Genomic DNA, 25475 nt, shown 5'->3' on the forward strand with positions numbered 1-25475 from the left:
CCAGGCTGACCCGGACCGGGCTGACCACCAGGCACCGCTCCCGGCGGCGGGTAAGCCCCGGGATAAGGCTGTCCATACCCCGACGGCACATACCCACCCGGATACCCCGGCTGCTGATACGGGTTCCACCCGGCCGCCGGCTTGCGGAAGAACCGGTTCGACGGCGGCACCGCCAGCAGGATCACCACCGCGATCAGCGCAGGAAGCGCGAACAGCGTGAACCACACCCCGAGGGAGTCGAACCATCCCGGCACCGAGCCGTCGAGCAGCGCGTCCAGCTCCCGCTGGGTGGGCAGCCGGCTCGTCCCGGTGGCGTTCCCGCTGATCGCCGACGCGAAGTCGGTGATCAGCACCACCGCGGTCTGCGGGACGATCACCGCGCAGCACATGAGCAGGCCGGAGACGATCCAGGTGATCACCCGGGCCGGCTGCTTGCCGCGGAGGTCGAAGAATCCGAGCAGCCCCAGGCCGATCCCGATGATCAGGTAGAGGACGACGAGCACCACCGCGAAGGCGACAACGGTGCTGCCGAGGTTGGCGAATTCCGTGCCGCTGTACGCGACGTCGTAGACGTCCCCGGCCTTGCTGAGCGCCGAGAAGGCGAGGATCCCGAACACCACCTGGGCGACAGCGACCACGAAGAGCAGCGCGGACGCGATCGTCACGGTGGCCGGCCGACCCTGCGGTGGCGGCATGGGCGGATACGGCGACGGTGGATATGTGGGAGCGGTCACAGAGTCCTCCTCTAGATCCGTTCACGGTATCGGTCGCGAACCAGGTCCCGCGACCGGCACGCACCCTGGGCGACGCTGTGGCAACATCGGGCGACGATGACGCAAATGCCCGCAAAGGGTCGCTCGTTCGAGGGGCTACATCGTTGGACGCCAGCCCCTACACTTCCATCCGTGGCGTCCGGCAGGCACCAGAGACCTCCGACGACGCCGCCTGCCCGCACGAGTCGCCCGCCCCGCTCACACCTTGCCGGGGCCGAGGCAGACCGATTCAGGGCGCCTTTCCGATTGCGCCGGCCGCGTGACCACACCGCGGCCGCCCCAGACCTGACAAGGACCGGTGAGTCCCATGCCCCACGCAGACACCCTGACCGTCGTTCACCATGACGACACCCGGACCCGATTCAAGGATGTTCGATATCAGCTTCATCGGGACGGGATCAGGATCTGGTCCGCTGACGGCGAGCACGCCATCACGGACATTCTGATGACCCACGCTTACCGGCAACGGGAAGCAGCCTCGTAGGAAAGAGCCCCAGGGGACGTACCCCCTGGGGCTCTTTCTTGATCTGGGAAAGGTCAGCCGCGCTGGACCGTGAGGGTGTCCTTCGCCGGGTCGAGCGACACCACCACGGTGTCACCGTCCTGGATCTCGCCGGCCAGCAACGCCTTCGCCAGCAGGTCACCGATGGTGGCCTGGACCAGCCGGCGCAACGGACGGGCGCCGTAGATCGGGTCGTAACCGTGCTCGCCCAGCCACCCGACCGCGTCCTCGGCCACCGACAGCGTGAGCCGCCGCTCGGCGAGCCGGGCCCGCAGCCGGCTGAGCTGGATGTCGACGATCGCCGTAAGGTCTTCCCTGGTCAGCGCGTGGAACACCACGATGTCGTCCAGCCGGTTCAGGAACTCGGGCTTGAAGTGCGCCCGGACCACGGCCAGCACCTCGTCGTGCCGTTCCTCGTCGCTCATCGTGAAGTCGGCGGTCGCCGAGCCGAGGTTCGACGTCAGCACCAGGATCGCGTTGCGGAAGTCGACCGTCCGGCCCTGGCCGTCGGTGAGCCGCCCGTCGTCGAGCACCTGGAGCAGCACGTCGAAGACGTCCGGGTGGGCTTTCTCCACCTCGTCGAGCAACACCACGCTGTACGGCCGGCGGCGCACCGCCTCGGTGAGCTGGCCACCCTCCTCGTACCCCACGTAGCCGGGCGGGGCGCCGACTAGACGGGCGACGGAGTGCTTCTCCCCGTACTCACTCATGTCGATCCGGACCATCGCCCGCTCGTCGTCGAAGAGGAAGCCGGCCAGGGCCTTGGCCAGCTCGGTCTTGCCGACACCGGTCGGGCCGAGGAAGAGGAAGCTGCCGGTGGGGCGGTCCGGGTCGGCGATGCCGGCCCGCGCCCGGCGGACCGCGCCGGCGACCGCGGCGACCGCTTCCCGCTGGCCGATGACCTTGGCCTGCAGGGACTCCTCCATGCGGAGCAGCTTGGCGGTCTCGCCCTCCATCATCCGGCCGGCCGGGATGCCGGTCCACGAGGAGATCACCTCGGCGATGTCGTCGGCGCCGACCTCCTCCTTGACCATCGGCGGCTCGGTGTTCTCCTCCTCCGACGCGGCGGCGGCCTCCATCTCCTTCTCCAGGCCCGGGATCACCTCGTAGAGCAGGCGGGAAGCCTGGAGCAGGTCACCGTCACGCTGCGCCCGCTCCTGCGCCGCCTTCGCCTCGTCGAGCTGCTTCTTCAGCTCACCGACCCGGTTCAGCCCGCCGCGCTCGCGCTCCCATCGCGCGTTCAGGGCGGTCAGCTCCTCCTCGCGGTCGGCGAGGTCACGGTCGAGCCGCTCCAGCCGGGCCATCGACGCGGGGTCGGTCTCCTTGCTCAGCGCGAGCTTCTCGACCCGCATCCGGTCGACCTGGCGCTGCAACTGGTCCAGCTCCACAGGCCGGGAGTCGATCTCCATGCGCAGCCGGGAGGCGGCCTCGTCGATCAGGTCGATCGCCTTGTCCGGCAGGAAACGGTCGCTGATGTAGCGATCGGAGAGGCTGGCCGCGGCGACCAGCGCGGCGTCGGTGATCTGGACGCGGTGATGCGCCTCATACCGCCCCTTGAGCCCGCGCAGGATGCCGATGGTGTCCTCGACGGTCGGCTCGCCGACCACGACCGGCTGGAAGCGCCGCTCCAGGGCCGGGTCCTTCTCGATGTGCTCGCGGTACTCGTCGAGGGTCGTCGCGCCGACCATCCGCAGCTCGCCGCGGGCCAGCATCGGCTTGAGCATGTTGCCGGCGTCCATCGAGCCCTCGCCCTTGCCGGCGCCGACGACCGTGTGCAGCTCGTCGAGGAACGTCACGACCTGGCCGTTCGAGCTGCGGATCTCCTCCAGCACGCTCTTGAGCCGCTCCTCGAACTGCCCCCGGTACTGCGCGCCGGCGACCATGGCGCCGAGGTCCAGAGAGACCAGCGTCTTGTCGCGCAGCGACTCCGGCACGTCACCGGCGATGATCCGCTGGGCCAGGCCCTCGACGATCGCGGTCTTGCCGACACCGGGCTCACCGATCAGAACGGGATTGTTCTTGGTACGCCGGGAGAGCACCTGCACCACGCGCCGGATCTCCGCGTCGCGGCCGATCACGGGATCGATCTTGCCCTCGCGCGCCAGCGCGGTCAGGTCGACGCTGTACTTCTCCAGCGCCTTGTAGGTCTGCTCGGGGTCGGCGTTGGTCACCTTGCGGTCGCCGCCACGCACCTGCGGGAACGCGGCGACCAGCGCTTCCTCGGTGGCGCCGGCGGTCTTCAGCGTCTGGCCGACGGAGCCGCCGCCGCGGGCCAGACCGGCCAGCAGGTGCTCGGTCGAGATGTACTCGTCGCCGAGGGGCTGGGCGATCAGCTCGGCCTCGCCGATCGCGTTCACAAACTCGCGGGAGAGGCTGGGCTCGGCGGTGCTGGCGCCGCGGGCGCTGGGCAGCTGCTCGATGGCGCGGGCCGCGGCGCGGCGGACGTCGGCCGGGTTCGCCCCGACGGCACGCAGCAGTGCCTGCGCGGTGGACCCGGCGGTGTCCAGCAAGGCGAGCAGCATGTGCCACGGCTCGACCGTGGCGTGCCCGCTCTGAGCGGCGTTGGCCACGGCGCCCTTGATCACGTCGCGGCTCTTGGTGGTCAAACGTTCGGCGTTCATGAGCTCCCCTGATCGGCGTCCCACCGGGTGTAACCCAACAGACTTGAGCGTATTCCACTCAACTTTAACTCGTCCGGAAAAGTGCGTGGTGACGGTGGCCACGCCGAGAGCGCTCTCCCGCCGACGCGCCGTAACGTACGAGGAGTGACGCGCCTCCTGTCGCGGCGGCTGCTCCCGCTCGGCTTCATCTTCCTCGCCTCCGGGATCGCCACCTCGGTGGTCGGCCCGTTCCTCGGGCTCTTTCTCAGCACCGAGGTGCACGCCAACCCCGTCCAGGTCTCGGCGTTCCTGATCGTCGCCGCGCTCTCCGGTGTCGCGATGTCGCAGATGCTCGCCCGCATCTCGGACCGCCGGCCGATGCGCCGGATGCTGCTGATCGCGGCCGCCCTGGCCGGTTGCGCCGGCACCGGGCTGACCTCGGTGGTCCGCGACTACTGGGTCCTGCTGGCGCTGACCGTCACGGCCACCGCGCTCGCCGGTTCGTTCTATCCGCAGTCGTTCGCCTACGCCCGTCAGGTTCTGACCAGCGAGAACCCGAACCACGCCGCGATGGGGATCAGTTCGCTGCGCACGGTCTTCTCGATCGCCTGGGTGGCCGGCCCGCCGCTCGCCGCGATCCTTCTCGACAAGACCGATTTCCGGTACGTCTACGGCACCGCCGCCGTGCTTTACCTGATCGCGGCCCTGATCACCACGCGGTGGCTGCCCGAGCTCGAGGCGCCCGCGCCCGCCGCCAAGGGCAGGCGTGACGACTTCCGCCCGCCGCGGGCCGTCTACCCGATCATCGCCGGGTTCGTGCTGACCACCACGACCATGGTTCTCGGCGTGCAGGCGATGTCGCTGTACGTCACCGAGAACCTGCACGGCACGGTCGGTGACTCCGGCCTGGTCCTCGGGCTCTGTGCGGCGCTGGAGATCCCGTTGATGCTCGGCTTCGGCGCACTGAGCACCCGGGTGCCGCTGCGGGTGCTGATCCTGGCCGGCGTGGTGACCGGGGTGGCCTATCAGGCGCTGGCCGCGGTGGCGCACTCGGTGTGGATGCTGGCCGCCGCGCAGGTGCTGAACGCGGTGTTCATCGCGACGAACTCGGGGCTCGGCATCTCGTACGTGCAGGATCTGATGCCGTCGCATCCGGGCCGGGCCACGACGATGTTCACCAACACGTTCCCGATCGGGCAGATCCTGGCAGCGCCGCTGTTCGGGGTGGCCCAGCAGTACGACTACCGCCTCGCGTACGTGATCAATCTCGGTCTTGCGGTTCTCGGCCTGATCCTGCTGCTGGTCGCCAGGCCGCCCGCCCGAACCCCGGTCGAGTCGATCTCGCAGGTCAGGACGGAGAACGCCTGACGGATGCGACGAAAGTCACTGCCCTCGGGCTACCGTGGACAGCGTGCGCGTACGGGTGGAACAGACTCCGCTGCCGGGAATCGGCGTTCGACATGACCTGGTGACCTCCTCGGGACGTACCGTCGGGGTGGTGTCACACCGCAACGGCCGTCGCGACCTGGTGCTCTACGACGTCGACGACCCGGATGCGTGCCTGGCCTCGATCCCGCTCACCGACGACGAGGCCGAGGCGCTGGCCGACGTCCTCGGCGCGTCGCTGATGCTGGGCCAGCTCGCCGGGCTGCGCCAGCAGGCGGCCGGGCTGCTCACCGAGCAGATCGCGTTGCCGGCCGGCTCGCCCTTCGTCGGCCGCCGCCTCGGTGACACCCGCGCGCGTACGCGCACCAGCGCCTCGATCGTCGCCGTGCTGCGCGACCGTGAGGTGATCCCCTCCCCCGGGCCGTCGTTCCAGTTCGAGGCGAACGACGTGGTCGTCGCCGTCGGAACCCGCGACGGGCTGGACGGCGTCACCGCCATCCTGGCCGGCGACACCACCGGCTGAGTCCCGTGCACCACACCACGGTCCTGCTCATCGAGATCGGGGCGCTGCTGTTCGGTCTCGGGATGCTCGGCCGGGCGGGCCGCCGGTTCGGGCTCTCGCCGATCCCGCTCTACCTGCTGGCCGGTCTCGCCTTCGGGCACGGCGGCCTGGTGCCGCTCTCGGCCAGCGAGGAGTTCATCGGGATCGGCGCCCAGATGGGGGTGATCCTGCTCCTGGTCATGCTCGGCCTGGAGTACTCCGCCGACGAGCTGGTCGGGAACCTGCGCTCGGCGGCACCGGCGGGCGTCATCGACATGCTGCTGAACGCGCTGCCCGGCGCGCTGTTCGCCCTGCTGCTGGGCTGGGATGCCAAGGCCGCTCTGGTGCTGGCCGGGATCACCTGGGTCTCCTCGTCCGGGGTGATCGCGAAGGTGCTCGCCGACCTGGGCCGGCTCGGCAACCGGGAGACCCCGGTGATCCTCTCGGTCCTGGTGATCGAGGACCTGGCGATGGCGTTCTACCTGCCGATCGCCACCGCGGTGCTGGCCGGGGTGGGGCTGCTCGGCGGCCTGAGCACCCTCGGGGTCGCGGTGGTCACGGTGGTGGCGGTGCTGGTGGTGGCGATCCGCTACGGCGGCGCGATCAGCCGCTTCATGTCGGTGAAGGATCCCGAGGCGCTGCTGCTGAGCGTTTTCGGACTGACGCTGTTCGTGTCAGGGGTGGCGGCCGAGCTCAAGGTCTCCGAGGCGGTCGGGGCGTTCCTGGTCGGGATCGCGCTCTCCGGCCCGGTCGCGCACCACGCCACCGAGATGCTGTCGCCGCTGCGCGATCTGTTCGCCGCGGTGTTCTTCGTGTTCTTCGGGCTCTCCACCGACCCTGCCGACATGCCGCCGGTGCTGCTGCCCGCGTTTGGGCTGGCCGTGCTGACCATGCTCACCAAGATCGCTACGGGTTACCTCGCGGCCCGGCGCGCCGGGATCGCGCTGCCCGGCCGCCTGCGGACCGGGCTGGCGCTCACCCCTCGCGGGGAGTTCTCGGTGGTCATCGCGGGGCTCGCGGTCGCCTCCGGGGTGGAGCCGCGACTGGCTCCGCTGGCCACCGCGTACGTGTTGATCACCGTCGTCTCCGGCCCGATGCTCGCCCGGCTGCCGGACTACGCGTGGTTCAGGACGCTGGTGCGCAGACGGATGGCAGCACAGCGTTCCACGACGAACTCCCTGCCCACGGTTGAGTGATCTTGGTAACGATCGATGCCACCTGGAGCAGAGCAAAAAGTTACTGTCCAGTATCTGAATGTGAACTCTTGACACTTCCGTTCACTCATTGATCGCGCTACCGTTGCGCCGCGACGACTCTGTGTATTGGGACGTTCGACACACGCGACTGACAGTGCGATCCGCGCGTCGCGGTGCGAACGGGTGAATAAGGCGGCGGCGTTGACTGTGCGAGAGGCGACTTTCATCGGGTTCGGCAACCCGGTCGATCCCCGGCCGGCCGAACTGGAGGCGTGGGCTTACCACCCCGAGGCGGTGCCACTGAGCACGATGCCGAAGGACTGGGACCTGCTGATCTCCGGCGACGTGCTCGGCCCGACGCTGTTCGAACTGGCCATGGACCGGCAGTGCCCGGCCCGGCGGTTCGCGCAGCACTGCATGTACATCTATGCGGCGGACGGCGTTCGACAGAACGCGTCCAGCCAGCGCAAACGGCGGCTCAAGAAGTTCATGGAGCGCGCCGAGCAGGTCGGTGACGAGCCGATGCAGATCTGGGCGCACAACTGCCGGGTGCTGATGACCCGGCCGGAGTTGTTCGACCACCACGACTGGATGGAGGGCGGCCTGGTGCGCAACCCGCGACGGGTCGGCCTCTTCAACCGACGGTAATCAGTCGGTCACCACAAGCAGTGACGGCGGCTCTCCGAAACCGGAGGGCCGCCGTTCTGATTCCCGGAGAGTTCAGTGGTCGGGGGAACGCCGCGGGCGCCACACCACCAGAGCAGTCGAGTGCCTCTCCTGACGAACAAGATCACCCCGGCCGGCATACGGGTTCATCGACTCCAGCTGAGCGATGCGCTCGTACGCGTCCTCCAGCTGGTGCTCCAACTCCGCGATCCGGTGCTGCAGATCGCCGACGAGCTGCTCCAAGCCGATGATCCGCTTGATGCCGGCCAGGTTGACGCCCTCTTCCTGGCTCAGCTTCTGCACCTCGCGGAGCAGGGCGACATCGCGCTGGCTGTACCTTCGGCCGCCACCACCGGCCCGGCCGGGCTGCACCAGCCCCAGCCGGTCGTACTGCCGGAGCGTCTGTGGATGCATCCCGGCGAGCCGGGCGGCCACCGAGATGATCAGGACCTTCGCGTCGGAGGCCTGTTCCACCGAGATGCTGATCTCTTCATACATGTGCCACCTCCGGAAGGGTCCCTAGCCGGCCTTGCGCAACCGCGCCTCGAGCCGTTCCCGCCCGGCCGGCGGGGTGAGTTTCGCGAAGCTCTCCAGCGCGTCGCGGGCCTCGCCGCTGACGCCGGACGGGATCTGCACCTCGACGGTGACGATCAGGTCGCCGGACTGCCCCTCCTTGCGAGCCACGCCCTTGCCCCGGGCCCGCAGCTTGCGGCCGCTCGGCGTCCCCGCCGGCACCCGCAGCGTGACCGGGTTGTCCAGCGTGGGCACCCGCAGGTCGGTGCCGAGGACAGCCTCGGCCACGGTGATCGGGACGGTCAGCGTGAGGTCGTCGCCGCTGCGCCCGAACAGGTCGTCGGGACGCACCTTGACCTGCACGTAGAGGTCACCGGCCGGGCCACCCCGGTCACCCGGCTCACCGCGGCCGGACAGCCGGATCCGCTGCCCGTCGGCGACACCGGCCGGGAACCGGACATTGATCGTCCGGCTCTTGGTGACGCCACCGGTGCCCCGGCACTCCGGGCACTTCTCGTCGACGATGCTGCCCGAGCCCTGGCACTCGCGGCACGGCTCGGAGAAGCTGAACGACCCCTGGTTGCTGGAGATCAGGCCGGTGCCCTGGCATTTCGCACAGGCACGCGGCGTGGTGCCGGGCTTGGCCCCGCTGCCGTGACAGGTGTCGCAGGCGCCCGGGGTGCGCAGGGTCAGCGGCAGCGTGGTGCCCCGCACCGCCTGCGCGAAGTCCAGCGTCACCTCGGTCTCCACGTCCCGCCCGCGCTGCGGGCCACGCCGCCCGGCCGGGCCGCCGGGGGCGTTGGCGCCACCGGAGAAGATCGAGCTGAAGATGTCGGAGAATCCGGTGCCGCCGAACCGGCGGTCAGCGCCTCCTCCGGCCGCGCCGGTGAAGCCGCCGAACAGGTCGGACGGGTCGAACTGCGCCCCACCGGCACCGGGCCGGCCCGCGCCACGACGGAACGCGCCGGAGCCGAACAGGGAGCGCATCTCGTCATACTCTTTGCGCTTCTTGTCGTCGGCGAGAACGTCGTACGCCTCGGAGGCGGCCTTGAATTTCTCCTCGGCCTCCTTGTTGCCCGGGTTCCGGTCGGGGTGCAGGTCGCGGGCGAGCTTCCGGTACGCCTTCTTGATCTCGTCGGTTGAAGCGGACTTGTTCACGCCGAGAACGGCGTAGAAGTCCTTCTCGAGCCAGTCCTTCGAGCTCACCCGGTTCACCTCCTCGACTTACGGGTGAAGTCCCGCCCGCCGGCGAACCGGCGGGCGGGACCACAACGGAAACTCACTCCGGATCGGCCACGGCGACCATCGCCGGGCGCAGCAGCCGCTCGCCCAGCGTGTAGCCACGACGCATCACCTCGACGCAGGTCGCCTCCGTGACGTCCGCGGACGTCTGGTGCGCGACCGCCTCGTGACGATTCGGGTCGAACGGGTCGCCCTTCTCGCCGAAGGCCACCAGGCCGAGCTTGCCGGTCACCGCGGTCAGCTGCTCCGCCACCGAGGCGAACGGCCCGACCAGGTCACCGTGCTCGCGCGCCCGGTCGATGTCGTCGAGCACCGGCAGCAGCGCGGTGAGCACCGCGCCGGTGGTCTGCTCGGCCGCCGCGCCCCGGTCACGGTCGACCCGCTTGCGGTAGTTGGCGTATTCCGCCGTCACCCGCTGCAGGTCGTGCGTCCGCTCGTCGAGCTCGCCGCGCACCGCCGCCAGCTCGGCGCCGAGGCCATCGGGCTTGGCATCCTCGGTCACCGGGGTCTCCTCCTCGTCAGGCGCGCGGTGGGCACCGCGCTTCTTCTGCGGAGTGTCCTCGGTCGCCGAGTCGATCTCGCCCTGGATGACTTCCCGCTCGGCCGCCTGACCGTCGTTGTCGTCGTCCTTGGCGCTCACTTCTTGTCGTCCTCCACGATCTCGGCGTCCACGACGTCGTCGCCACCGGCGGCCGGGCCGGCGCCGGTCGCGCCACCGGGGGCACCGGCACCCGCGGGACCGGCCTGCGGGGTCTCACCCTGCGAGTAGAGCTGCGAGCCGGCCTCCTGGGAGACCTGCGACAGCCGCTCGTGCGCCGACTTGATCTTCTCGATGTCGGTGCCACCGAGCGCGCCACGCAGCTCGCCGAGGGCCTCGCCGATCTTGTTCTTGCTGTCCTCGGGGAGCTTGTCGCCGCTCTCCGCCAGGAACTTCTCGGTCTGCCACTGGAGCTGCTCGGCCAGGTTGCGGGCCTCCGCGTCCTCACGCCGCTTCTTGTCGTCGTCGGCGTGCGACTCGGCGTCGCGCATCATGCGCTCGATGTCTTCCTTCGGCAGCGCGGAGCCGCCGGTGATCGTCATCTTCTGCTCCTTGCCCGTGCCCAGGTCCTTGGCGGACACGTGCACGATGCCGTTCGCGTCGATGTCGAAGGAGACCTCGATCTGCGGGACGCCGCGCGGAGCCGGCGCGATGCCGCTGAGCTCGAAGGTGCCGAGCTTCTTGTTGTACGCCGCCATCTCGCGCTCACCCTGGTAGACCTGGATCAGCACGGAGGGCTGGTTGTCGTCTGCCGTGGTGTAGACCTCGGAGCGGTGCGCCGGGATGGTGGTGTTGCGCTCCACCAGCTTGTGCATGATGCCGCCCTTGGTCTCGATGCCCAGCGACAGCGGGGTGACATCGAGCAGCAGGACGTCCTTGACCTCGCCCTTGAGCACACCGGCCTGCAGCGCGGCACCGACGGCGACGACCTCGTCCGGGTTGACGCCCTTGTTCGGCTCACGGCCGATCAGGCTCTGCACCAGCTCGGTCACGGCCGGCATACGCGTCGAGCCGCCGACCAGGATGACGTGGTCGATGTCGGAGAGCTTGACGTCGGCGTCCTTGATCGCGGACTCGAACGGGCCCTTGCAGCGGTCCAGCAGGTCCTGCGTCATGCGCTGGAACTCGGCCCGGGACAGCGACGTGTCCAGGTGCAGCGGGCCGTTCGCCCCGGCGGTGATGTAGGGCAGGTTGATGCTGGTGGTGGTCGCCGCGGACAGCTCGATCTTGGCCTTCTCGGCGGCCTCGCGGAGACGCTGGAGGGCCATCTTGTCCTGCGAGAGGTCGATGCCGTGCTCGCCGCGGAACGTCTTGACCAGGTGGTCGATGATCCGCTGGTCCCAGTCGTCGCCACCGAGGTGGTTGTCACCGGAGGTCGACTTGACCTCGATGACACCGTCGCCCAGCTCCAGCAGAGAGACGTCGAACGTGCCACCACCCAGGTCGAAGACCAGGACGGTCTGCTCCTTGGAGCCCTTGTCCAGCCCGTAGGCGAGCGCCGCCGCGGTCGGCTCGTTCACGATCCGCAGGACGTTCAGACCGGCGATCTCGCCGGCTTCCTTGGTCGCCTGACGCTGGGCGTCGTTGAAGTACGCCGGGACGGTGATGACCGCGTCCGCGATCTGCTCACCCAGGTACGCCTCGGCGTCGCGCTTGAGCTTCATCAGCACCCGCGCGGAGATCTCCTGCGGGGTGTACTTCTTACCGTCGATGTCGATCGACCAGTTGGTGCCGATCTCCCGCTTGACCGAACGAATGGTCCGGTCCGGGTTGGTCACCGCCTGGCGCTTGGCGACCTCGCCGACGAGCACCTCGCCGTTGCGGGCGAAGGCCACGATCGACGGCGTCGTCCGGGAGCCCTCCGCGTTGGCGATGACGGTGGGCTCGCCTCCTTCCAGAACGCTGACGCAGGAGTTCGTGGTGCCGAGGTCGATGCCGACCGCACGTGCCATGGTGTTCCTCGCTTCGTTACCGGCTGTGTCGTACGAGCATGAGCCTGTTCGTACAGGCTGAGCCTGTTCGTACAAGCACGAGTCCGTACAGGGTTGAGTGGAGCCGACTCAATGATGCCACGCGGATGCCAACCGTCAAATCGAAGTTGAGTCGGACCGGCGCAAGTCAGGGTTTGAACGCGCGCTTCACGCGGAATCACCTAGATACCTGTCCGGTCACGGCATACCGGTTCCCGTTGCTCGACCCTGATAGATCGTGCACGCTTTATCCGTGACGACGCACGGAGAAGCGGTCGGTCCGTCGGCCCAATCCGCCGTCCCTGCCGTTGAAAGCAAGAAAGACCAGGTCAGCCCAGTGCGCGCAGACCTTTCCGATGGTACGAGGTCCGGTCCGGCACGTCCGGCGAACAAGGAGAACGGCATCACACCGGTCGCACCCCCACCCGCCGTGGGCAGGATCGTGGCGGCACTCAACCGATTGCACACCGCACTCGGCACTGTGTCGTACCCGTTGGTGCTGCCCTCCGCAGAGGAGGCCCGCCGCGTCGGCTCCGCCCTGCTCGCCCAACTCGACGACTATCTGCTCCCCCGGCTGGCCCGGCTGGACGCGCCACTGCTCGTGGTGGTCGGCGGCTCCACCGGCGCCGGCAAGTCGACGCTGGTCAACAGCCTGATCCAGGAGCCGGTGACGACGGCCGGCGTGCTGCGCCCGACGACGCGCTCGCCGGTGCTGGTCGCCCACCCGGAGAATCTGGGCTGGTTCGAGCAGCCGCACCTGCTGCCCGGGCTGATCCGCACCGTCAAGACCAGCGACGACCCGAACTCACTGCAGGTGATCGGCGCCCGCGGCATCGGCCCCGGCCTGGCCCTGCTCGACGCGCCGGACGTCGACTCGGTGGTCGACCACAACCGCAAACTCGCCGCCCAGCTGCTGGCCGCGGCCGACCTGTGGTTGTTCGTCACCACCGCCGCGCGCTACGCCGACGCCGTCCCGTGGGAGCTGCTCAAGACCGCCCGCCTGCGCGGCACGGTGATCGCCCTGGTGCTGGACCGGGTGCCGCTCGACGCGGCCGCCGAGATCTCCGCGCACCTGGGCGAGATGCTGACCGAGCACGACCTCGGCGCGGCGCCACTGTTCGTCCTGCCGGAGACCGAGCTGGACAGCCGCGGCATGCTCCCGGCCCCGGTCATCCAGCCCATGCAGCAGTGGTTCGCCCGGCTCTCGGCCGATCCGGCGGCGCGCGACGCGGTGGCCCGGCAGACCCTCGACGGGGCGCTGGCGGCCCTGGTCCCGGTGGTGAACGGCCTGGCCGAGGCCGCTGAGGACCAGACCCGCGCGGCGCAGGCGCTGGACGAGCGGGCCGCGGCCGCCTACCGCGCCGCCAAGCAGACCGTCCGGGAGGGGCTGCAGGACGGGCGGCTGCTCCGCGGCGAGGTGCTGGCCCGCTGGCAGGAGTTCGTCGGCACCGGCGAGTTCCTGCGCACGTTGGAGTCCCGGGTCGGCGCCCTGCGCGACAGGTTCGTGGCGGCCGTCACCGGCCGGCCCGAGCCCAGTCGTAAGCTGCAGACCGCGCTGGAGTCCCAGCTGGTCACCCTGCTGCGCGGGGTGGCAACCGACGCCGCCGAGCAGGCGTACACGTCGTGGCAGCAGCACCCGGCCGGCGAGCCGCTGCTGCTGCCGGAGCTGAAGAGCGCCTCGGCCACGCTGCCCGAGAAGACCGACCGGATGGTCCGCGACTGGCAGAAATGGGTGCTGGACCTGGTCCGGCGCGAGGCCGGCGACAAGCGCTCGGTCGCCCGCGGCGCGGCGTACGCGGTGAACGGCGCCGGGCTGGCCGTCATGATCGCGGTGTTCACCTCGACCGCCTTCATCCCGACCGGCCTGGAGGTGGCGGTCGGGGCAGGCACCACTGTCGCCGCGCAGAAGGTGCTCGAGGCGGTCTTCGGGGACCAGGCGATCCGTACTCTCGCCACGCGGGCCCGCACCGAGCTGGTCGCCCGTTTCGACGAACTGCTCGACGCCGAAGCCGCCCGGTACACGGAACGCACCGCGGCCGTGCGCCTGGACGCGGAACCGGGCACACTGTTGCGCCGGGCCGCCGCTGAGGTGGAGAGCGCCAGGAAGGACATCGCGTTGACCGGATCGGGGTCATGAGTCTGGTGGAAAAGGTGCGTGACACCGATCGGGTGGACGCCGAGGACCTGACGCGTCGGCTGGAGGCACTGACCCGCTTCCTCCGGCTGGTCGATCCGTACCTGCCGGACGGCGAGCTGGTCACGGCGCACACCCTCGTGGAACGGGCCAGCGGGCGGCTGACGCTGTCGCTGGACCACACCGTGGTGGCGCTGGCGGGGAGCACCGGCAGCGGCAAGTCGAGCCTGTTCAACGCGCTCGCGCGGTTCAAGCTGTCCCCGGTCGGCGTGCGGCGGCCGACCACCGGCACCGCGCACGCCGTGGTGTGGGGCCCGCTGGAGCCGGCCAACCGCCTGCTCGACTGGATCGGCGTGCTGCCCCGGCAGCGCTTCGTCCGGGAGAGCGCGCTGGACGGCGACGACGAGGCCTCGCTGCGCGGCCTGGTCCTGCTCGACCTGCCCGACTTCGACTCGATCGAGCAGGCTCACCAGCTGGAGGTGGACCGGCTGCTCGGGTTGGTCGACCAGATCGTCTGGGTGGTCGACCCGCAGAAGTACGGCGACCGCATCCTGCACCGCGCCTACCTCTCGCAGTTCAACACGCACGCCGGCGTGACCATCGTGGTGCTCAACCAGGCCGACCGGCTGAGCGCTCAGGACACCGAGGCCGTGCTCGCCGACCTGCGGCGCCTGCTGGAGGAGGACGGGCTGACCGGCGCGCCGGTCCTGGCCTCCTCGGCGAAACAGCCCGGCATGCTCGGGGAGTTGCGCGACGCGCTGGAGGCGACCGTCGCCGGGCGGCAGGCCGCCCTGCGACGGCTCGCCGCCGACGTCGACGTGGCCGGCGAGGAACTGGCCGCGATGATGGGCCCGCCGGCCGCCGAGGACGAGGTGGACCGGGCGACCGTCAGGCAGCTCACGGACGCTCTCGCGGCCTCCGCCGGGGTGCCCGCGGTCGCCGACGCCGCCGCGGCGGCCTACCGGCAGCACGCCGCCGCGGCCACCGGCTGGCCGCTGGTCCGCGGTCTGCGCCGGCTGCGTCCGGACCCGCTGCGCAAGCTGCACCTCGGGGACAAGATCGAGACCGACGGAGTGTCGACGGACATCGTGCCGCGGACCTCGCTGCCGGAGGCGGACGCGGCGCAGAAGTCGGCTGTCGGCCTGTCGGTGCGTGCGGTCGCCGCGCGGGCCGCGGCCCCGCTGCCGGAGGTGTGGGCGCCGGCCCTGAACGCCGCCGCGCGGTCGAGGACCGGTGACCTGCCGGACGCTCTGGACCGGGCCATCGCCACCACCGACCTGGGCGCCGACCACAGGCCGGCGTGGTGGCGGCTGGTCGGCGGGCTGCAGTGGCTCCTGCTGGCCGCGGCCGCGGCCGGGCTGATCTGGCTGGTGCTGGGTTACGCGATGAGCGCGCTCGGCCTGCCCGACCTCGGCGACCCGAAGGTCGGCGCGGTGCCGCTGGCGACCCTGCTGCTGCTCGGCGGGCTCGGCCTCGGGCTGCTGCTCTGGCTGCTGCTGAAGCCGCTGGTCGAGGCCGGCGGGCGGCGGGCGCGACGCCGGGCCGAGCAGAAGCTGCGGGCCGCGGTGACCGATGTCGGCCGTGGATACGTGGTGGCGCCGGTGCGTGAGGTGCTCAACGCGTACGCCCAGGCCCGCGAAGCACTCGGCGTGGTGCGTTCGGAGTAGTTCGAACTGCGTGCCGCGAGCGGTAGGCTCGCGGCATGCCGGCACCCCACAGCGTGTACGAGGCGGTGCTGCACGCGGCCCGCGACGTGATCAAGCTGGACTGCGCGCTGGACGCGGAAATGCTCGGAACAGCGCTGCTGGGCAGCGTCTACTCGGTCGCCCCCGATGATCGGGCCACCGCTGTCCGGGACTTCGTCGGCGACTTCCTCACCGCCACCGGCGGCAGCACCGAGCCGGCCGCGGCGACCATCCGCGAGGTCTTCGCGACTCTCGTCCCCGATGCGCCCGGCGCCGACCGGGTCGGGCACGACGAGCACGGCCCGTCGTGGACCGGGCAGCTGGGGCGGGTCCGGCCGACCGGATTCCATGCCTACGGCGACGTGTACGGCGATCAGACCTCATACCTCGTGACGTACGCGTACGAGGACAGTGCCGCCGGCGGTCCCGACCACGCCGTGGTGATCCTGGTCGACCACAACATCGGCATCGTCAAGGACGTGTTCGTCTCGTCCGCCGCCGACCAGGTGCTCGCCCAGGTGCGGACGGTGTGCGAGCAGGACGAGCTGACCTGGTTCCGCGACGAGGACCCGGGCCGGCTGCGCGACGAGGTGGACACCCACCTGCGGATCACCGACGAGCTCGGCGATCTGCCGGCGGACGGCTCGCTGGCCACCGACCGCGCGCTGGCCGCGGCCCGGCTGGCGCTGCTGCCCGCGGCCACCACCCCGCCGCTCGACGAGCCGGCCGGGCCGCCCGCCGCCGAGCTCCTGCGGGACTTCCTGGCCTCGCCCGAGGCGGCGCGCGCGGGGCTGGCCGGGCCGGAAACGGACCAGCCGTCGCTGCAGTTCTGCCTCGGCCTGCTCTTCGACCACGCCGCCACGCTGCCCGGCGCCGACCCGCTGCGCTGGAGCCCGGCGGTCGCGGGCCTGTTCCTGCTGGACTGGGTGCACCGCCGCGCGGTGCTGGACATCGACGACGCGGCGATGCTGCCCCAGGTCGTACGGGCCTGGTCCGCCTATGCGACGTGGCGGCGCGGGCTGCCGGCGGCGGCGATCGCCGAAACCGCGGCCGAGGTGGAGAAACTGGTGCCGGAGTTCGTCCGGCTCTACTCCACCGGCGAGCGGCGCAGCCCGGCCACCGCGGCGGTCGCCCAGCTCATCGCCGAGGGCGTCGACCCGAACGACTCGGAGGCGATCGACGCGTGGCTGCAGGCCAACAGCGACCGCCTGGGTGAGTGAGCTCCCCGGTCCGTCCGGGGTCAGCGGGAGTTGGCGTGGTGGTCGCCGGTGTGGTGGTCCAGGTGATGACGGCCCACCCGTGAGCTGCGCTGACGCGCGGGGGTCTGCTCGTCGTGGTGGGTGTGCTCGGCACGGTGGTGACCACGGTAGGGGCGGTTGGTGATCCGGCCCTCCTCGGTGCGGGGCTGCGCCATCGAGCGCCGGACGTTGCGGCCGGCCGGGTAGCTGTACTCGACGATCCGGGCGGCGTTGACGTTGGGCTGGCGTTCGGTCACTGCTGACCTCCGGCTGGAGTCGGACCGGTTCGGGGCCGGTCGGAGATGGTGGAACGGAAGGCGGCCTCGCACTCGTGGTGCGGGAAGTCGTCGGGCTCCGGGTCCTCGGAGCCCTCGTCGGAGTCGTCCTCGTCGCCCGCGACAGAGTCGTCTGTGGACGACTCGTCCTCATCTGCAGGCGTCTCGTCCTCGTCCGTGGACGCCTGGTCCTGAGCGGGGGCTGCGTCGTCCTGCTCCGAGGCTGCGTCGTCCTCAGCCTTGGGCGGGTCGTCCTGAGCCGTGGGCGGGTCGTCCTGAGTCACGCCCGTGTCACCGCCCCGGGAATCCAACTCGTCATCGGAATCGTCATCATCTGAAGAATCCATTTTGTCCCAGGCCGAGTCGTCGAACCGTGGCATCTCACCGGCTGCGGCACGGCGAGCCAGCGGCGGCTCCCAGTCGTCGTCCGGAACGGCCGGCAACCCCGGAATCGTGGGGAACGCGGCGACCGGACCCGGGCGGGAAACTCCCTCGTCAGCCGATTTCGGATGACCGTCCGCAGGAGAGTTCGGACTTGTTGCCGCGACGGGCGAATCATCGTCCGGGACCACGGGAAGACCCGGCACCGCGGGAATGGGTTCTCCTGTGCGGACCTGCGGTGACAAGTCCGGAGTCGCCGTCGGCGGCTGAACTGGAACGGACGGCGGCCGCCCCGGAGGGCCGTACGCCGAAGGACTCTGCTCCTGGGTCGAAGGCCGCACCGGGCCGGTGACCGGAGGCGGAAGGAACGGCGCGTCCATGGCGCCGGGCCGATCCTTGCCGGTGATCTCGCTGGTCCCGACCGTGATCACGGCGAGCGTCGGCACCGAGGCGAGCGCGACCAGCATCGCGACCAGCAGGATGTAACGCCGGGCCGGGCCGGAGAGCCCGTGGTCCTCGCGGTACACGCCGTTGAACCGCTTCCTGAGCACCTTCAGGGGCGGCTCGAAGCCGTCGTCGTCGGGCAGGTGCGGCACGCGGATGTCCCTTTCGAACCAAAGATCAACCTAGATCCGTCTCGGTCACAGGGGTGAACGACCCATGGGCCGTTCGGCAGCGGTGGGACCGGCGCATTCGCACTGAAGCGAGGTACTAAAGGTATTAAAAGGGACAAATACCCTTAACGATACGTCAACAGAAAATCTCTAATCGTGATCCGCAGGCACTCGCGGCAGTCGTTACCTCTGTCAGGATGAAGGCGACGGCACCGCCGCCGTCGCCTCCGCCGATCAGCGGGGCTACGGCGGGCCGTCCTGGCAGGGACACAGTCTCGCCGGAACGTCGCGCGGCAGCCTCACCCGGCACATGCGCGGCTACCCGATGGTCCGCCGCGTGGCCGGGCGACACCCGCCGCGGGCGCAGAGAGATACAGGGAGACACGGATGGCGAAAGGCAAAGCCGCGGCAACGCGCCCCTCGGGAGGGGGCAGCGACGCTCCGGCAGGCGGCTTCGTCCAACTGCTCACGCCCGACGGCGACCACGTCGGCAGCGTCACTACGGCGGACGGGACCACGTACTCGGTCGACTTCACCGACGAGGAGTACCGCGGGCTCTATCGCGACCTGGTGACGGTCCGGCGTCTGGACGCCGAGGCGACCGCCCTGCAACGGCAGGGCGAGCTGGGACTCTGGGCAAGCCTGCTGGGTCAGGAGGCGGCTCAGGTCGGCTCCGGCCGAGCGCTGCGGACACAGGACATGGCTTTCCCCACCTACCGCGAGCACGGTGTGCTGTACTGCCGCGGCATCGACCCGATCATGCCGTTCGGCCTGTTCCGCGGCGTCGATCAGGGCGGGTGGGACGCGAACGAGCACAAGTTCAACAGCTACACCATCGTGATCGGCTCGCAGACGCTGCACGCGACCGGTTACGCCATGGGCATCACCATGGACGGCAAGACCGGCAGCGCGGACGGTGAGGCGGTGATCGCCTACTTCGGTGACGGCGCGACCAGCCAGGGCGAGGTCAACGAGTCGTTCGTCTGGGCCGGGGTGTTCAACGCCCCGATGGTCTTCTTCTGCCAGAACAACCAGTACGCGATCTCCGAGCCCCTGGAGCGGCAGACCCGCATCCCGCTGTACCGCCGCGCGCTGGGCTACGGCTTCCCGGGCATCCGGATCGACGGCAACGACGTGCTGGCCAGCTACGCCGTGACCCGCGCCGCGCTGGACAATGCCCGCAACGGCCAGGGCCCGACCCTGATCGAGGCGTACACCTATCGGATGGGCGCGCACACCAGCTCGGACGACCCCACGCGGTACCGGATCGCCTCCGAGGTCGAGTCGTGGAAGGCCAAGGACCCGATCTCCCGGGTACGTGCGTTCCTCACCAAGCAGCAGCTGGCCGACGACGACTTCTTCGGTGAGGTCGACGAGTCCGCCCGCAAGCTGGCGCTGGACCTGCGTGAGCGGGTGCTGGCGATGCCCGACCCCCAGCCGGTCACGATGTTCGACCACGTCTATCCGAACGGCTCGCCCGAGATCGACGAGCAGCGTGCCGCGTTCACCGAGTACCACGCGTCGTTCGAGGGGAGTGGGCACTGATGGCCGAGACGATCACCCTGGGCAAGGCCCTCAACCACGGCCTGCGCCGCGCCCTGGAGAACGACCCGAAGGTCGTCGTCATGGGCGAGGACGTCGGCAAGCTCGGCGGCGTCTTCCGGATCACCGACGGCCTGCAGAAGGACTTCGGCGAGAACCGGGTCATCGACACCCCGCTGGCCGAGGCCGGCATCGTCGGCACCGCGGTCGGCCTGGCCATCCGCGGTTACCGGCCGGTCTGCGAGATCCAGTTCGACGGGTTCGTCTTCCCTGCCTACAACCAGATCGTCGCCCAGGTGGCGAAGATGTTCTACCGCTCCAAGGGCAAGGTCCGGGTGCCGATCGTCATCCGGATCCCGTTCGGCGGCGGCATCGGCGCGGTCGAGCACCACTCCGAGTCGCCCGAGGCGTACTTCGCGCACACTCCCGGCCTCAAGGTCGTGACCTGTTCGAACCCGGCCGACGCCTACACGATGATCCAGCAGGCGATCGCCTCCGACGACCCGGTCGTCTTCTTCGAGCCGAAACGGCGTTACTGGGAGAAGGGCGAGGTCGACCTGGAGGCGCCGCTGACCGGCGCCTACCCGCTGCACTCGGCCAGGGTGGCGCGCCCCGGGACCGACGCGACGATTCTGGCGTACGGGCCGATGGTGCGCGTCGCGCTGGACGCCGCGGCCGCCGCGGCGGAGGACGGGCGCAACCTCGAGGTCATCGACCTGCGCACGCTCTCACCGGTGGACTTCCCGGCGATCTTCGAGTCGGTCAAGCGGACCGGACGTGCCGTCGTGGTCCACGAGGCCCCCGGCAACCTGGGCATGGGCGCCGAGCTGGCCGCCAAGATCACCGAAGAGTGCTTCTACTCCCTCGAGGCACCGGTGCTGCGCGTGACGGGGTATGACATTCCGTACCCGGCGGCCCGCTCCGAGGAGGAGTACCTGCCGGATCTGGACCGGCTGCTGGACGCCGTCGACCGCTCCTTCGGCTGGTGAGCCCGATGTCGCGGATCAAGGAGTTCAACCTGCCCGACCTGGGCGAGGGCCTGACCGAGGGTGAGATCCTCGCCTGGCTCGTCAAGGTCGGCGACACGATCGAGCTGAACCAGCCGATCGTCGAGGTGGAGACCGCGAAGGCGGCCGTGGAGATCCCCGCGAAGTGGGGCGGGGTCGTCACGAAGATCTTCCACGAGGCCGGCACCACCGTCGAGGTGGGCAGCCCGATCATCTCGATCGACACCGACCCGGGCGCCGGGGACCTGCCCGAGCCGTCCGCCGAGTCGCTGGCCGCGGTCACAATCGCGCCCAGTGAAGGGGCGATCGAGCCCGGCATGGTCGGCAGTCCCGCACCCGCCGCGCCGGGTCTCGGGCGTACGCCGGTGCTGGTCGGTTACGGCGTCCGGGAGGCCAGCGTCAAGCGCCGTCCCCGGGTCAGCACTCCGGCTGCGGCTGCTTCCGTTGCTCCGGTTCCGGCTGCTTCCGCTGCTCCGGCTCCGGCCTCGGTCGTCCCCCCGGCGGCCCAGACCGTCGCACCGGCGCGCAGTGGGCCGGTGCTCGCCAAGCCGCCGGTGCGCAAGCTCGCCCGGGATCTCGGAGTCGACCTCGCCACGATCACGGGGACGGGGCCGCTGGGGTCGGTGACGCGTGACGACGTACACAAGGCTGCCGAAGGCCCGTCGAAGCCGGCGGTGGTGGCCGGAGCCCGGCCCGTCCCGGTCTTCGACGCGTCGCGTGAGCAGCGCATCCCGGTCAAGGGGGTGCGGAAGCTCACCGCGGAGAACATGGTGGCCTCGGCGTTCACCGCGCCGCACGTCACCGAGTTCCTCACCGTCGACGTCACGCGCAGCATGAAAGCGCTGGAGAAGCTGAAGGCCCGGCGTGACTTCGCCGACCTGCGCGTCTCCCCGCTGCTGCTGGTGGCCAAAGCGGTGCTGCTCGCGGTCAAGCGTTACCCGATGGTCAACTCGTCGTGGTCGGCCGGCACCAACGAGATCGTGATCAAGGATCACGTGAACCTCGGGATCGCCGCGGCGACCGAGCGCGGGTTGATCGTGCCGAACATCAAGGACGCCGGCCGTCTCAGCCTTCGGGAGCTCGCGGAATCTCTCAACGAGCTGATCCGGGTCGCGCGGTCGGGCAAGACGCCGCCGGCCGACATGGCGCACGGCACGCTGTCGATCACCAACGTGGGCGTGTTCGGCGTCGACACCGGGACACCGATCCTGCCTCCGGGCGAGTCGGCGATCCTGGCCTTCGGCGCGATTCGGCCGACGCCCTGGGTGCACAAAGGCAAGATCAAGGTGCGCCAGGTCACGACGCTGGGTCTCTCCTTCGACCACCGGATCATCGACGGCGAGCTGGGCTCGAAGTTCCTTCGGGACATCGGCGAGTTCCTCACCGACCCGGAAGCCGCACTCCTGGCGTGGACCTGATTTTCATTAGGTCATCTAGCCTTACAGACCTTTGATTGTTAGGCGGATGACCGGGATCACCATCTAAACAGTTGGCAAGATCTACCCTTGCGGCGGACACTTGAGGCACACCAGAGATGTGCGCCGACGGTGTCCGCCACAAGCGGTCCGGGGGCAGCACGTCGTGATACCGGTGACAGCCGGGGAAACGAGCAAGTGCCGTGAACGTGATCGACCGCATTCGTCGCCGCCGCCAGATCAGCCGTCAGCACCGGGCCATCGACCGCGCCATGCAGACCGCGCCGACCCAGGCCATGCGCGACGAAATCGCCTTCTTCGCCCAGCGCCAGCCCTTCTAGGGGTTCGTCAGGCGCCACCTGGGCTGCTCCCCAGCCCTGGATGATCCGCCGGAAAGACCCTTCGGCAGCAGCGCTCGCCAACCAGCCCGCCCGCGTCACCCGGGCGGGCTGTTTCGTATCGGCGACCATGTCAACACCCCGCGTGGCATTACCTCAGTGGCGTACACCGGGATTTTCTCCGCACCGAACGCCCGGTACGGTTGGGCACTGGTTCCCAACCCGGCACGGCCGGCCGGAGTGGGCGCCGGGGCTCTCGACAGCGCCCCAGCACGGCCAAGCCTGAGAAGCTGGCACGGCCCTTGGCGGAGGTCGCCGACGGGGTCGCGTCCGTGCAAAGCTGGCACGGCCGCATCGATGAGGAGGCGAGTATGACGTCCGAGGGGCAGCACGCCGGGCAGCCGGCCGAGGCCGCGTCGGGCGGACCCGAATCCGACGGTCAGAGAGTTTCGGGCCGGGCATCGGCCCCGCCTCCGACCGATGGCACCCCCACGTCGTATGGTCCGCCGCCGCAGTCGGCGCCGGGCGGGGGGTCACCTTTCGTGGTTCCGGCAGTCTCCACCTTCGGCTCGGGCTCCAATCCCACCGGAACGCCGTATGGCTCGGCTCGGCAGCCCGAGGAGGCTTCGCCGTACGGATCGGTGTCACCCGGCACAGCTTCGCCTTACGGGTCCGTTTCGCCCGGTTCGACGTATGGCGCTCCCGCTGCTTCCGATCAGCAGCAGCGGTCGCAGTCCGCGTGGGCGCCGCCGGCTCCGGCCGGTGAGCCGCGACCGGGCGAGTCGCCGTTCACGCCGTCATCCGGGCGCGCCTCCGCTTCCGTGCCGGGGGCCGGGCCGTTCGGGGCGCCGGCCACCGACGCACCGGGGTTCCCGCCGCCCTCCTCGTCTTCCGGCGCGCCCGGCTTCCCGCCGCCGGCCTCTTCGAGCACGCCTGGATTCCCGCCGCAGGCCTCTTCGGGCACGCCTGGATTCCCGCAGGGCTCCACGCCCGGCGCGTCCGGCTTCCCGCCGCCGTCCGCCCCTGCCGCCGCCGGGTTTCCGGCCCAGGCCGGGGAGTCGCCGGCCTTTCCGCCGCCGACCACCAGCAGCGGCCTGCCGACCCGCACCCCGGGCGCCTCAGCGGCCGCGGCCGACCAGTCGACCTTCTCCGCCTTCGGCGAGCAGAAGGCGCGGGTGCCCGGCGCGACCCTCACCGATCTTCCGGACGCTCCCTCTCAGGGGCGTCCCGGCCTGACCGGCCCGGCGGAGAACAGCTGGCTCGGCAATGCCACCCGCCCCGCTCCCGGGGAGGCGTCGAAGCCGGCCGCCACCACGTTCCCGACCCGCCAGGGCGAGAGCAGCGGGTTCCCGCTGCGGGCGCCGGCCGGGCCGGGCGCGGACAGTGAGCCGAACGGCTCGGCCCCCAACCTTGACCTGCCGATTCGTAGTACGGCGGGCTACACCGCTCCCCAGTCCGGGGCGGCGTCCACCTATGGCGCGCCGACCCCGTCGACCGGGGAGACGGCCGAGCCCTCCTTGCCGTTCGGCGGCGACTCCTCGCCGTTCGGCGGCGGATCCACGTCGTTCGGCGGCGGATCATCGTCGGAGGCCGCCGGCTCGTCGGGCTTCCCCCAGCGGGTGCCCGGCGCCGCGCTCGGTTCCGGTGGTTCGCTGCCGTCGCCGAGTGCCGCGGCCGCCGCGGCGTCTTCCGGCTCCGCGGCGATGCCGCCCGCGGGTTCCGCTTCCGTGCCGCCGGCCGGGTCGCCCTTCGGGGCCGCCTCGGTGCCGCCGGTCGCCCCGTCCTCCGGTGCCGCTTCGGTGCCCGGCTCGCCGTCCGGCGCTGCCTCGGTGCCCGGCTCGTCCGGGTTCCCTTCGATGCCCGGATCATCCGGCGCCGCTTCGGTGCCGGGCACGTCCGGTGCCGCATCCGTGCCGGGTTCGTCCGGTGCCGCGTCTGTGCCGGGTTCGGTTCCGCAGCCGCGTGAGGCTGCCGGGCCCCGGCCCGTGTCCGGTTCGGCTCGCCCGGTCACCGCGAGCGTCTCGGTGCCCGGCCGGGTCAACCCGCCGGCCGACGGCGCCGAGATCCCGCCACCGTCCACCTCCGCGCCGCAGGCCAGGGTCTATGGGCGGCCCGCTCCAGCACCCGAGGAGGCCGAGCAGACCCCGGCCGCCGAGGAGTCGCCGTTCGGCAACGCGCCCTTCCCGGGTGCTCGCATGCCGGAGGCGTTCACGCCGGACTCGTCGCCGAATCCGTTCGCGCAGCACTCGCCCGAGCCGGCGTCCCCGTTCCCGCAGCACTCGCCTGAGCCGGCATCTCCGTTCGCGCAGCAGGAGGGCTCCGGTCAGGAGAACGCCGGCTTCGACAGCCCGGGCCGCGAGAGCTCCGGCCCGAACCACCTGGGTCCGAACCACTCCGGCCAGACCGATTTCGGGCAGCCGAACTCCGGCTCGAACAGCTTCGGGCGGAACGACTTCAGTCAGAACGATTTCGGCCGCCCCGGCCCCGATCAGAGCGATTTCGGGCAGGCCGGCGCTGGCCAGGGAGACTTCGGCCAGGCGAGTTCGGGCCAGCCGGGCTTCGGGCAGGCGAGCCCGGGCCAGCCGGGCTTCGGCCAGGCTGGTCACGACCAGGGCGACTTCGGCCAGGCGAGGCCGGGGCAGAATGACTTCGGCCAGGGCAACTCCGGGCAGCCGGACTTCGGCCAGGGCGGCTTCGGCGCGCCCGGCTTCGGCCAGGAGAACAGCGGCGCCCAGTCGAACCCGTTCGCCCAGCGCTTCCCGGAACAGCAGCACACCCCGGATCAGCAGCGCACCCCGGAACAGCAGCACTCGCCGGAGTCGCAGCACTCCGCGGAACACCAGCGTTTCCCGGAACAGCAGCGCGGCGAGGAAAGCTCCAACGGCTTCGGTTCCTTCCCGGCGCCCCAGCGCTCCGAGG

The 25475-nt window shown here is 70.6% G+C and carries 22 protein-coding genes and 1 pseudogene; 12 read left to right on the forward strand and 11 right to left on the reverse strand.

The genetic code is table 11. The annotated features are described in order from the left end of the window. Together Acy02nite_RS33645 and clpB are read right to left on the reverse strand one after the other, a co-directional pair. Window positions 1-734 (reverse strand): hypothetical protein (locus Acy02nite_RS33645; RefSeq protein ID WP_203750031.1); only part of this gene is annotated, 734 nt, incomplete at its 3' end. 576 nt (window positions 735-1310) lie between these two features. Next, window positions 1311-3896: an ATP-dependent chaperone ClpB gene (gene clpB / locus Acy02nite_RS33650; RefSeq protein WP_203750044.1), complete on the reverse strand. Its 2586-nt coding sequence runs from the start codon at window positions 3894-3896 to the stop codon at window positions 1311-1313. A gap of 144 nt (window positions 3897-4040) precedes the next feature. Here clpB and Acy02nite_RS33655 point away from each other — a divergent pair, with 144 nt between their 5' ends. From Acy02nite_RS33655 to Acy02nite_RS33670, 4 genes are all read left to right on the forward strand, one after another. Next, complete coding sequence (locus Acy02nite_RS33655; RefSeq protein WP_203750047.1) at window positions 4041-5243, forward strand: sugar efflux transporter; 1203 nt, start codon at window positions 4041-4043, stop codon at window positions 5241-5243. A gap of 43 nt (window positions 5244-5286) precedes the next feature. Continuing rightward, window positions 5287-5784 (forward strand): cation:proton antiporter regulatory subunit, encoded by a 498-nt coding sequence (locus Acy02nite_RS33660; RefSeq protein WP_203750050.1) that lies wholly within the window; start codon window positions 5287-5289, stop codon window positions 5782-5784. Window positions 5785-5789: 5 nt separating this feature from the next. Beyond that, window positions 5790-6998, forward strand: a complete 1209-nt coding sequence (locus Acy02nite_RS33665) for a cation:proton antiporter (RefSeq protein WP_203750053.1) — start codon at window positions 5790-5792, stop codon at window positions 6996-6998. A 201-nt stretch (window positions 6999-7199) separates the two neighbouring features. Further along, on the forward strand, window positions 7200-7646 hold the full coding sequence (locus tag Acy02nite_RS33670) for a hypothetical protein (RefSeq protein ID WP_203750056.1): 447 nt from the start codon (window positions 7200-7202) through the stop codon (window positions 7644-7646). 72 nt (window positions 7647-7718) lie between these two features. Here the strand turns inward: Acy02nite_RS33670 and Acy02nite_RS33675 are convergent, their stop codons facing one another. The 4 genes from Acy02nite_RS33675 to dnaK form a co-directional block, all read right to left on the reverse strand. Further along, window positions 7719-8162, reverse strand: a complete 444-nt coding sequence (locus Acy02nite_RS33675) for a heat shock protein transcriptional repressor HspR (RefSeq protein WP_203750059.1) — start codon at window positions 8160-8162, stop codon at window positions 7719-7721. A 21-nt stretch (window positions 8163-8183) separates the two neighbouring features. Continuing rightward, on the reverse strand, window positions 8184-9383 hold the full coding sequence (gene dnaJ / locus Acy02nite_RS33680; protein ID WP_203750062.1) for a molecular chaperone DnaJ: 1200 nt from the start codon (window positions 9381-9383) through the stop codon (window positions 8184-8186). Between the two features lie 73 nt (window positions 9384-9456). Beyond that, a complete protein-coding gene (grpE, locus tag Acy02nite_RS33685) occupies window positions 9457-10059 on the reverse strand; it encodes a nucleotide exchange factor GrpE (protein WP_203750064.1) in 603 nt (200 codons plus the stop codon). Continuing rightward, complete coding sequence (dnaK, locus tag Acy02nite_RS33690) at window positions 10056-11909, reverse strand: molecular chaperone DnaK (RefSeq protein WP_203750079.1); 1854 nt, start codon at window positions 11907-11909, stop codon at window positions 10056-10058. Before dnaK ends, grpE begins: the two co-directional genes overlap by 4 nt. Before the next feature lie 271 nt (window positions 11910-12180). Here dnaK and Acy02nite_RS33695 point away from each other — a divergent pair, with 271 nt between their 5' ends. The 3 genes from Acy02nite_RS33695 to Acy02nite_RS33705 are packed head-to-tail and all read left to right on the forward strand — an operon-like array spanning window position 12181 to window position 16966. After that, window positions 12181-14064 (forward strand): ABC transporter, encoded by a 1884-nt coding sequence (locus Acy02nite_RS33695; RefSeq protein WP_425548053.1) that lies wholly within the window; start codon window positions 12181-12183, stop codon window positions 14062-14064. Further along, complete coding sequence (locus tag Acy02nite_RS33700) at window positions 14061-15728, forward strand: GTPase family protein (protein WP_203750110.1); 1668 nt, start codon at window positions 14061-14063, stop codon at window positions 15726-15728. The genes Acy02nite_RS33695 and Acy02nite_RS33700 overlap by 4 nt, the downstream gene beginning before the upstream one ends. Window positions 15729-15763: 35 nt before the next feature. Beyond that, a complete protein-coding gene (locus tag Acy02nite_RS33705) occupies window positions 15764-16966 on the forward strand; it encodes a hypothetical protein (RefSeq protein WP_203750113.1) in 1203 nt (400 codons plus the stop codon). A 20-nt stretch (window positions 16967-16986) separates the two neighbouring features. On the opposite strand, the gene Acy02nite_RS33710 is transcribed toward Acy02nite_RS33705, so the two are convergent. Continuing rightward, on the reverse strand, window positions 16987-17241 hold the full coding sequence (locus Acy02nite_RS33710) for a hypothetical protein (RefSeq protein WP_203750116.1): 255 nt from the start codon (window positions 17239-17241) through the stop codon (window positions 16987-16989). Next, window positions 17238-18236, reverse strand: coding sequence for a hypothetical protein (locus Acy02nite_RS33715; RefSeq protein WP_203750119.1), 999 nt, complete (start codon window positions 18234-18236; stop codon window positions 17238-17240). The genes Acy02nite_RS33710 and Acy02nite_RS33715 overlap by 4 nt, the downstream gene beginning before the upstream one ends. 405 nt (window positions 18237-18641) lie before the next feature. Between Acy02nite_RS33715 and pdhA the strand changes: the two genes are divergently transcribed. The 4 genes from pdhA to Acy02nite_RS33735 all read left to right on the forward strand — a co-directional run bounded on the left by pdhA (window position 18642) and on the right by Acy02nite_RS33735 (window position 22559). Next, on the forward strand, window positions 18642-19799 hold the full coding sequence (pdhA, locus tag Acy02nite_RS33720) for a pyruvate dehydrogenase (acetyl-transferring) E1 component subunit alpha (RefSeq protein WP_203750122.1): 1158 nt from the start codon (window positions 18642-18644) through the stop codon (window positions 19797-19799). Then, a complete protein-coding gene (locus Acy02nite_RS33725) occupies window positions 19796-20785 on the forward strand; it encodes an alpha-ketoacid dehydrogenase subunit beta (protein ID WP_203750140.1) in 990 nt (329 codons plus the stop codon). The genes pdhA and Acy02nite_RS33725 overlap by 4 nt, the downstream gene beginning before the upstream one ends. 5 nt (window positions 20786-20790) lie before the next feature. Next, window positions 20791-22221, forward strand: coding sequence for a dihydrolipoamide acetyltransferase family protein (locus tag Acy02nite_RS33730; RefSeq protein WP_203750125.1), 1431 nt, complete (start codon window positions 20791-20793; stop codon window positions 22219-22221). Between the two features lie 200 nt (window positions 22222-22421). Beyond that, window positions 22422-22559: a hypothetical protein gene (locus Acy02nite_RS33735; protein WP_203750128.1), complete on the forward strand. Its 138-nt coding sequence runs from the start codon at window positions 22422-22424 to the stop codon at window positions 22557-22559. Window positions 22560-23271: 712 nt separating this feature from the next. Here Acy02nite_RS33735 and Acy02nite_RS33740 read toward each other — a convergent pair. The 3 genes from Acy02nite_RS33740 to Acy02nite_RS33750 all read right to left on the reverse strand — a co-directional run bounded on the left by Acy02nite_RS33740 (window position 23272) and on the right by Acy02nite_RS33750 (window position 24450). Beyond that, complete coding sequence (locus Acy02nite_RS33740; protein ID WP_203750131.1) at window positions 23272-23751, reverse strand: hypothetical protein; 480 nt, start codon at window positions 23749-23751, stop codon at window positions 23272-23274. A gap of 21 nt (window positions 23752-23772) precedes the next feature. Beyond that, on the reverse strand, window positions 23773-23964 hold the full coding sequence (locus tag Acy02nite_RS33745; RefSeq protein ID WP_203750134.1) for a hypothetical protein: 192 nt from the start codon (window positions 23962-23964) through the stop codon (window positions 23773-23775). A 63-nt stretch (window positions 23965-24027) separates the two neighbouring features. Further along, window positions 24028-24450: a hypothetical protein gene (locus Acy02nite_RS33750; protein WP_203750137.1), complete on the reverse strand. Its 423-nt coding sequence runs from the start codon at window positions 24448-24450 to the stop codon at window positions 24028-24030. Window positions 24451-24541: 91 nt separating this feature from the next. On the opposite strand from Acy02nite_RS33750, the pseudogene Acy02nite_RS33755 reads away from it, so the two are divergent. Further along, a pseudogene (locus Acy02nite_RS33755) lies at window positions 24542-25475 on the forward strand (hypothetical protein); the annotation flags it as partial.

This window comes from Actinoplanes cyaneus (assembly GCF_016862095.1).
Lineage (GTDB): Bacteria > Actinomycetota > Actinomycetes > Mycobacteriales > Micromonosporaceae > Actinoplanes > Actinoplanes cyaneus.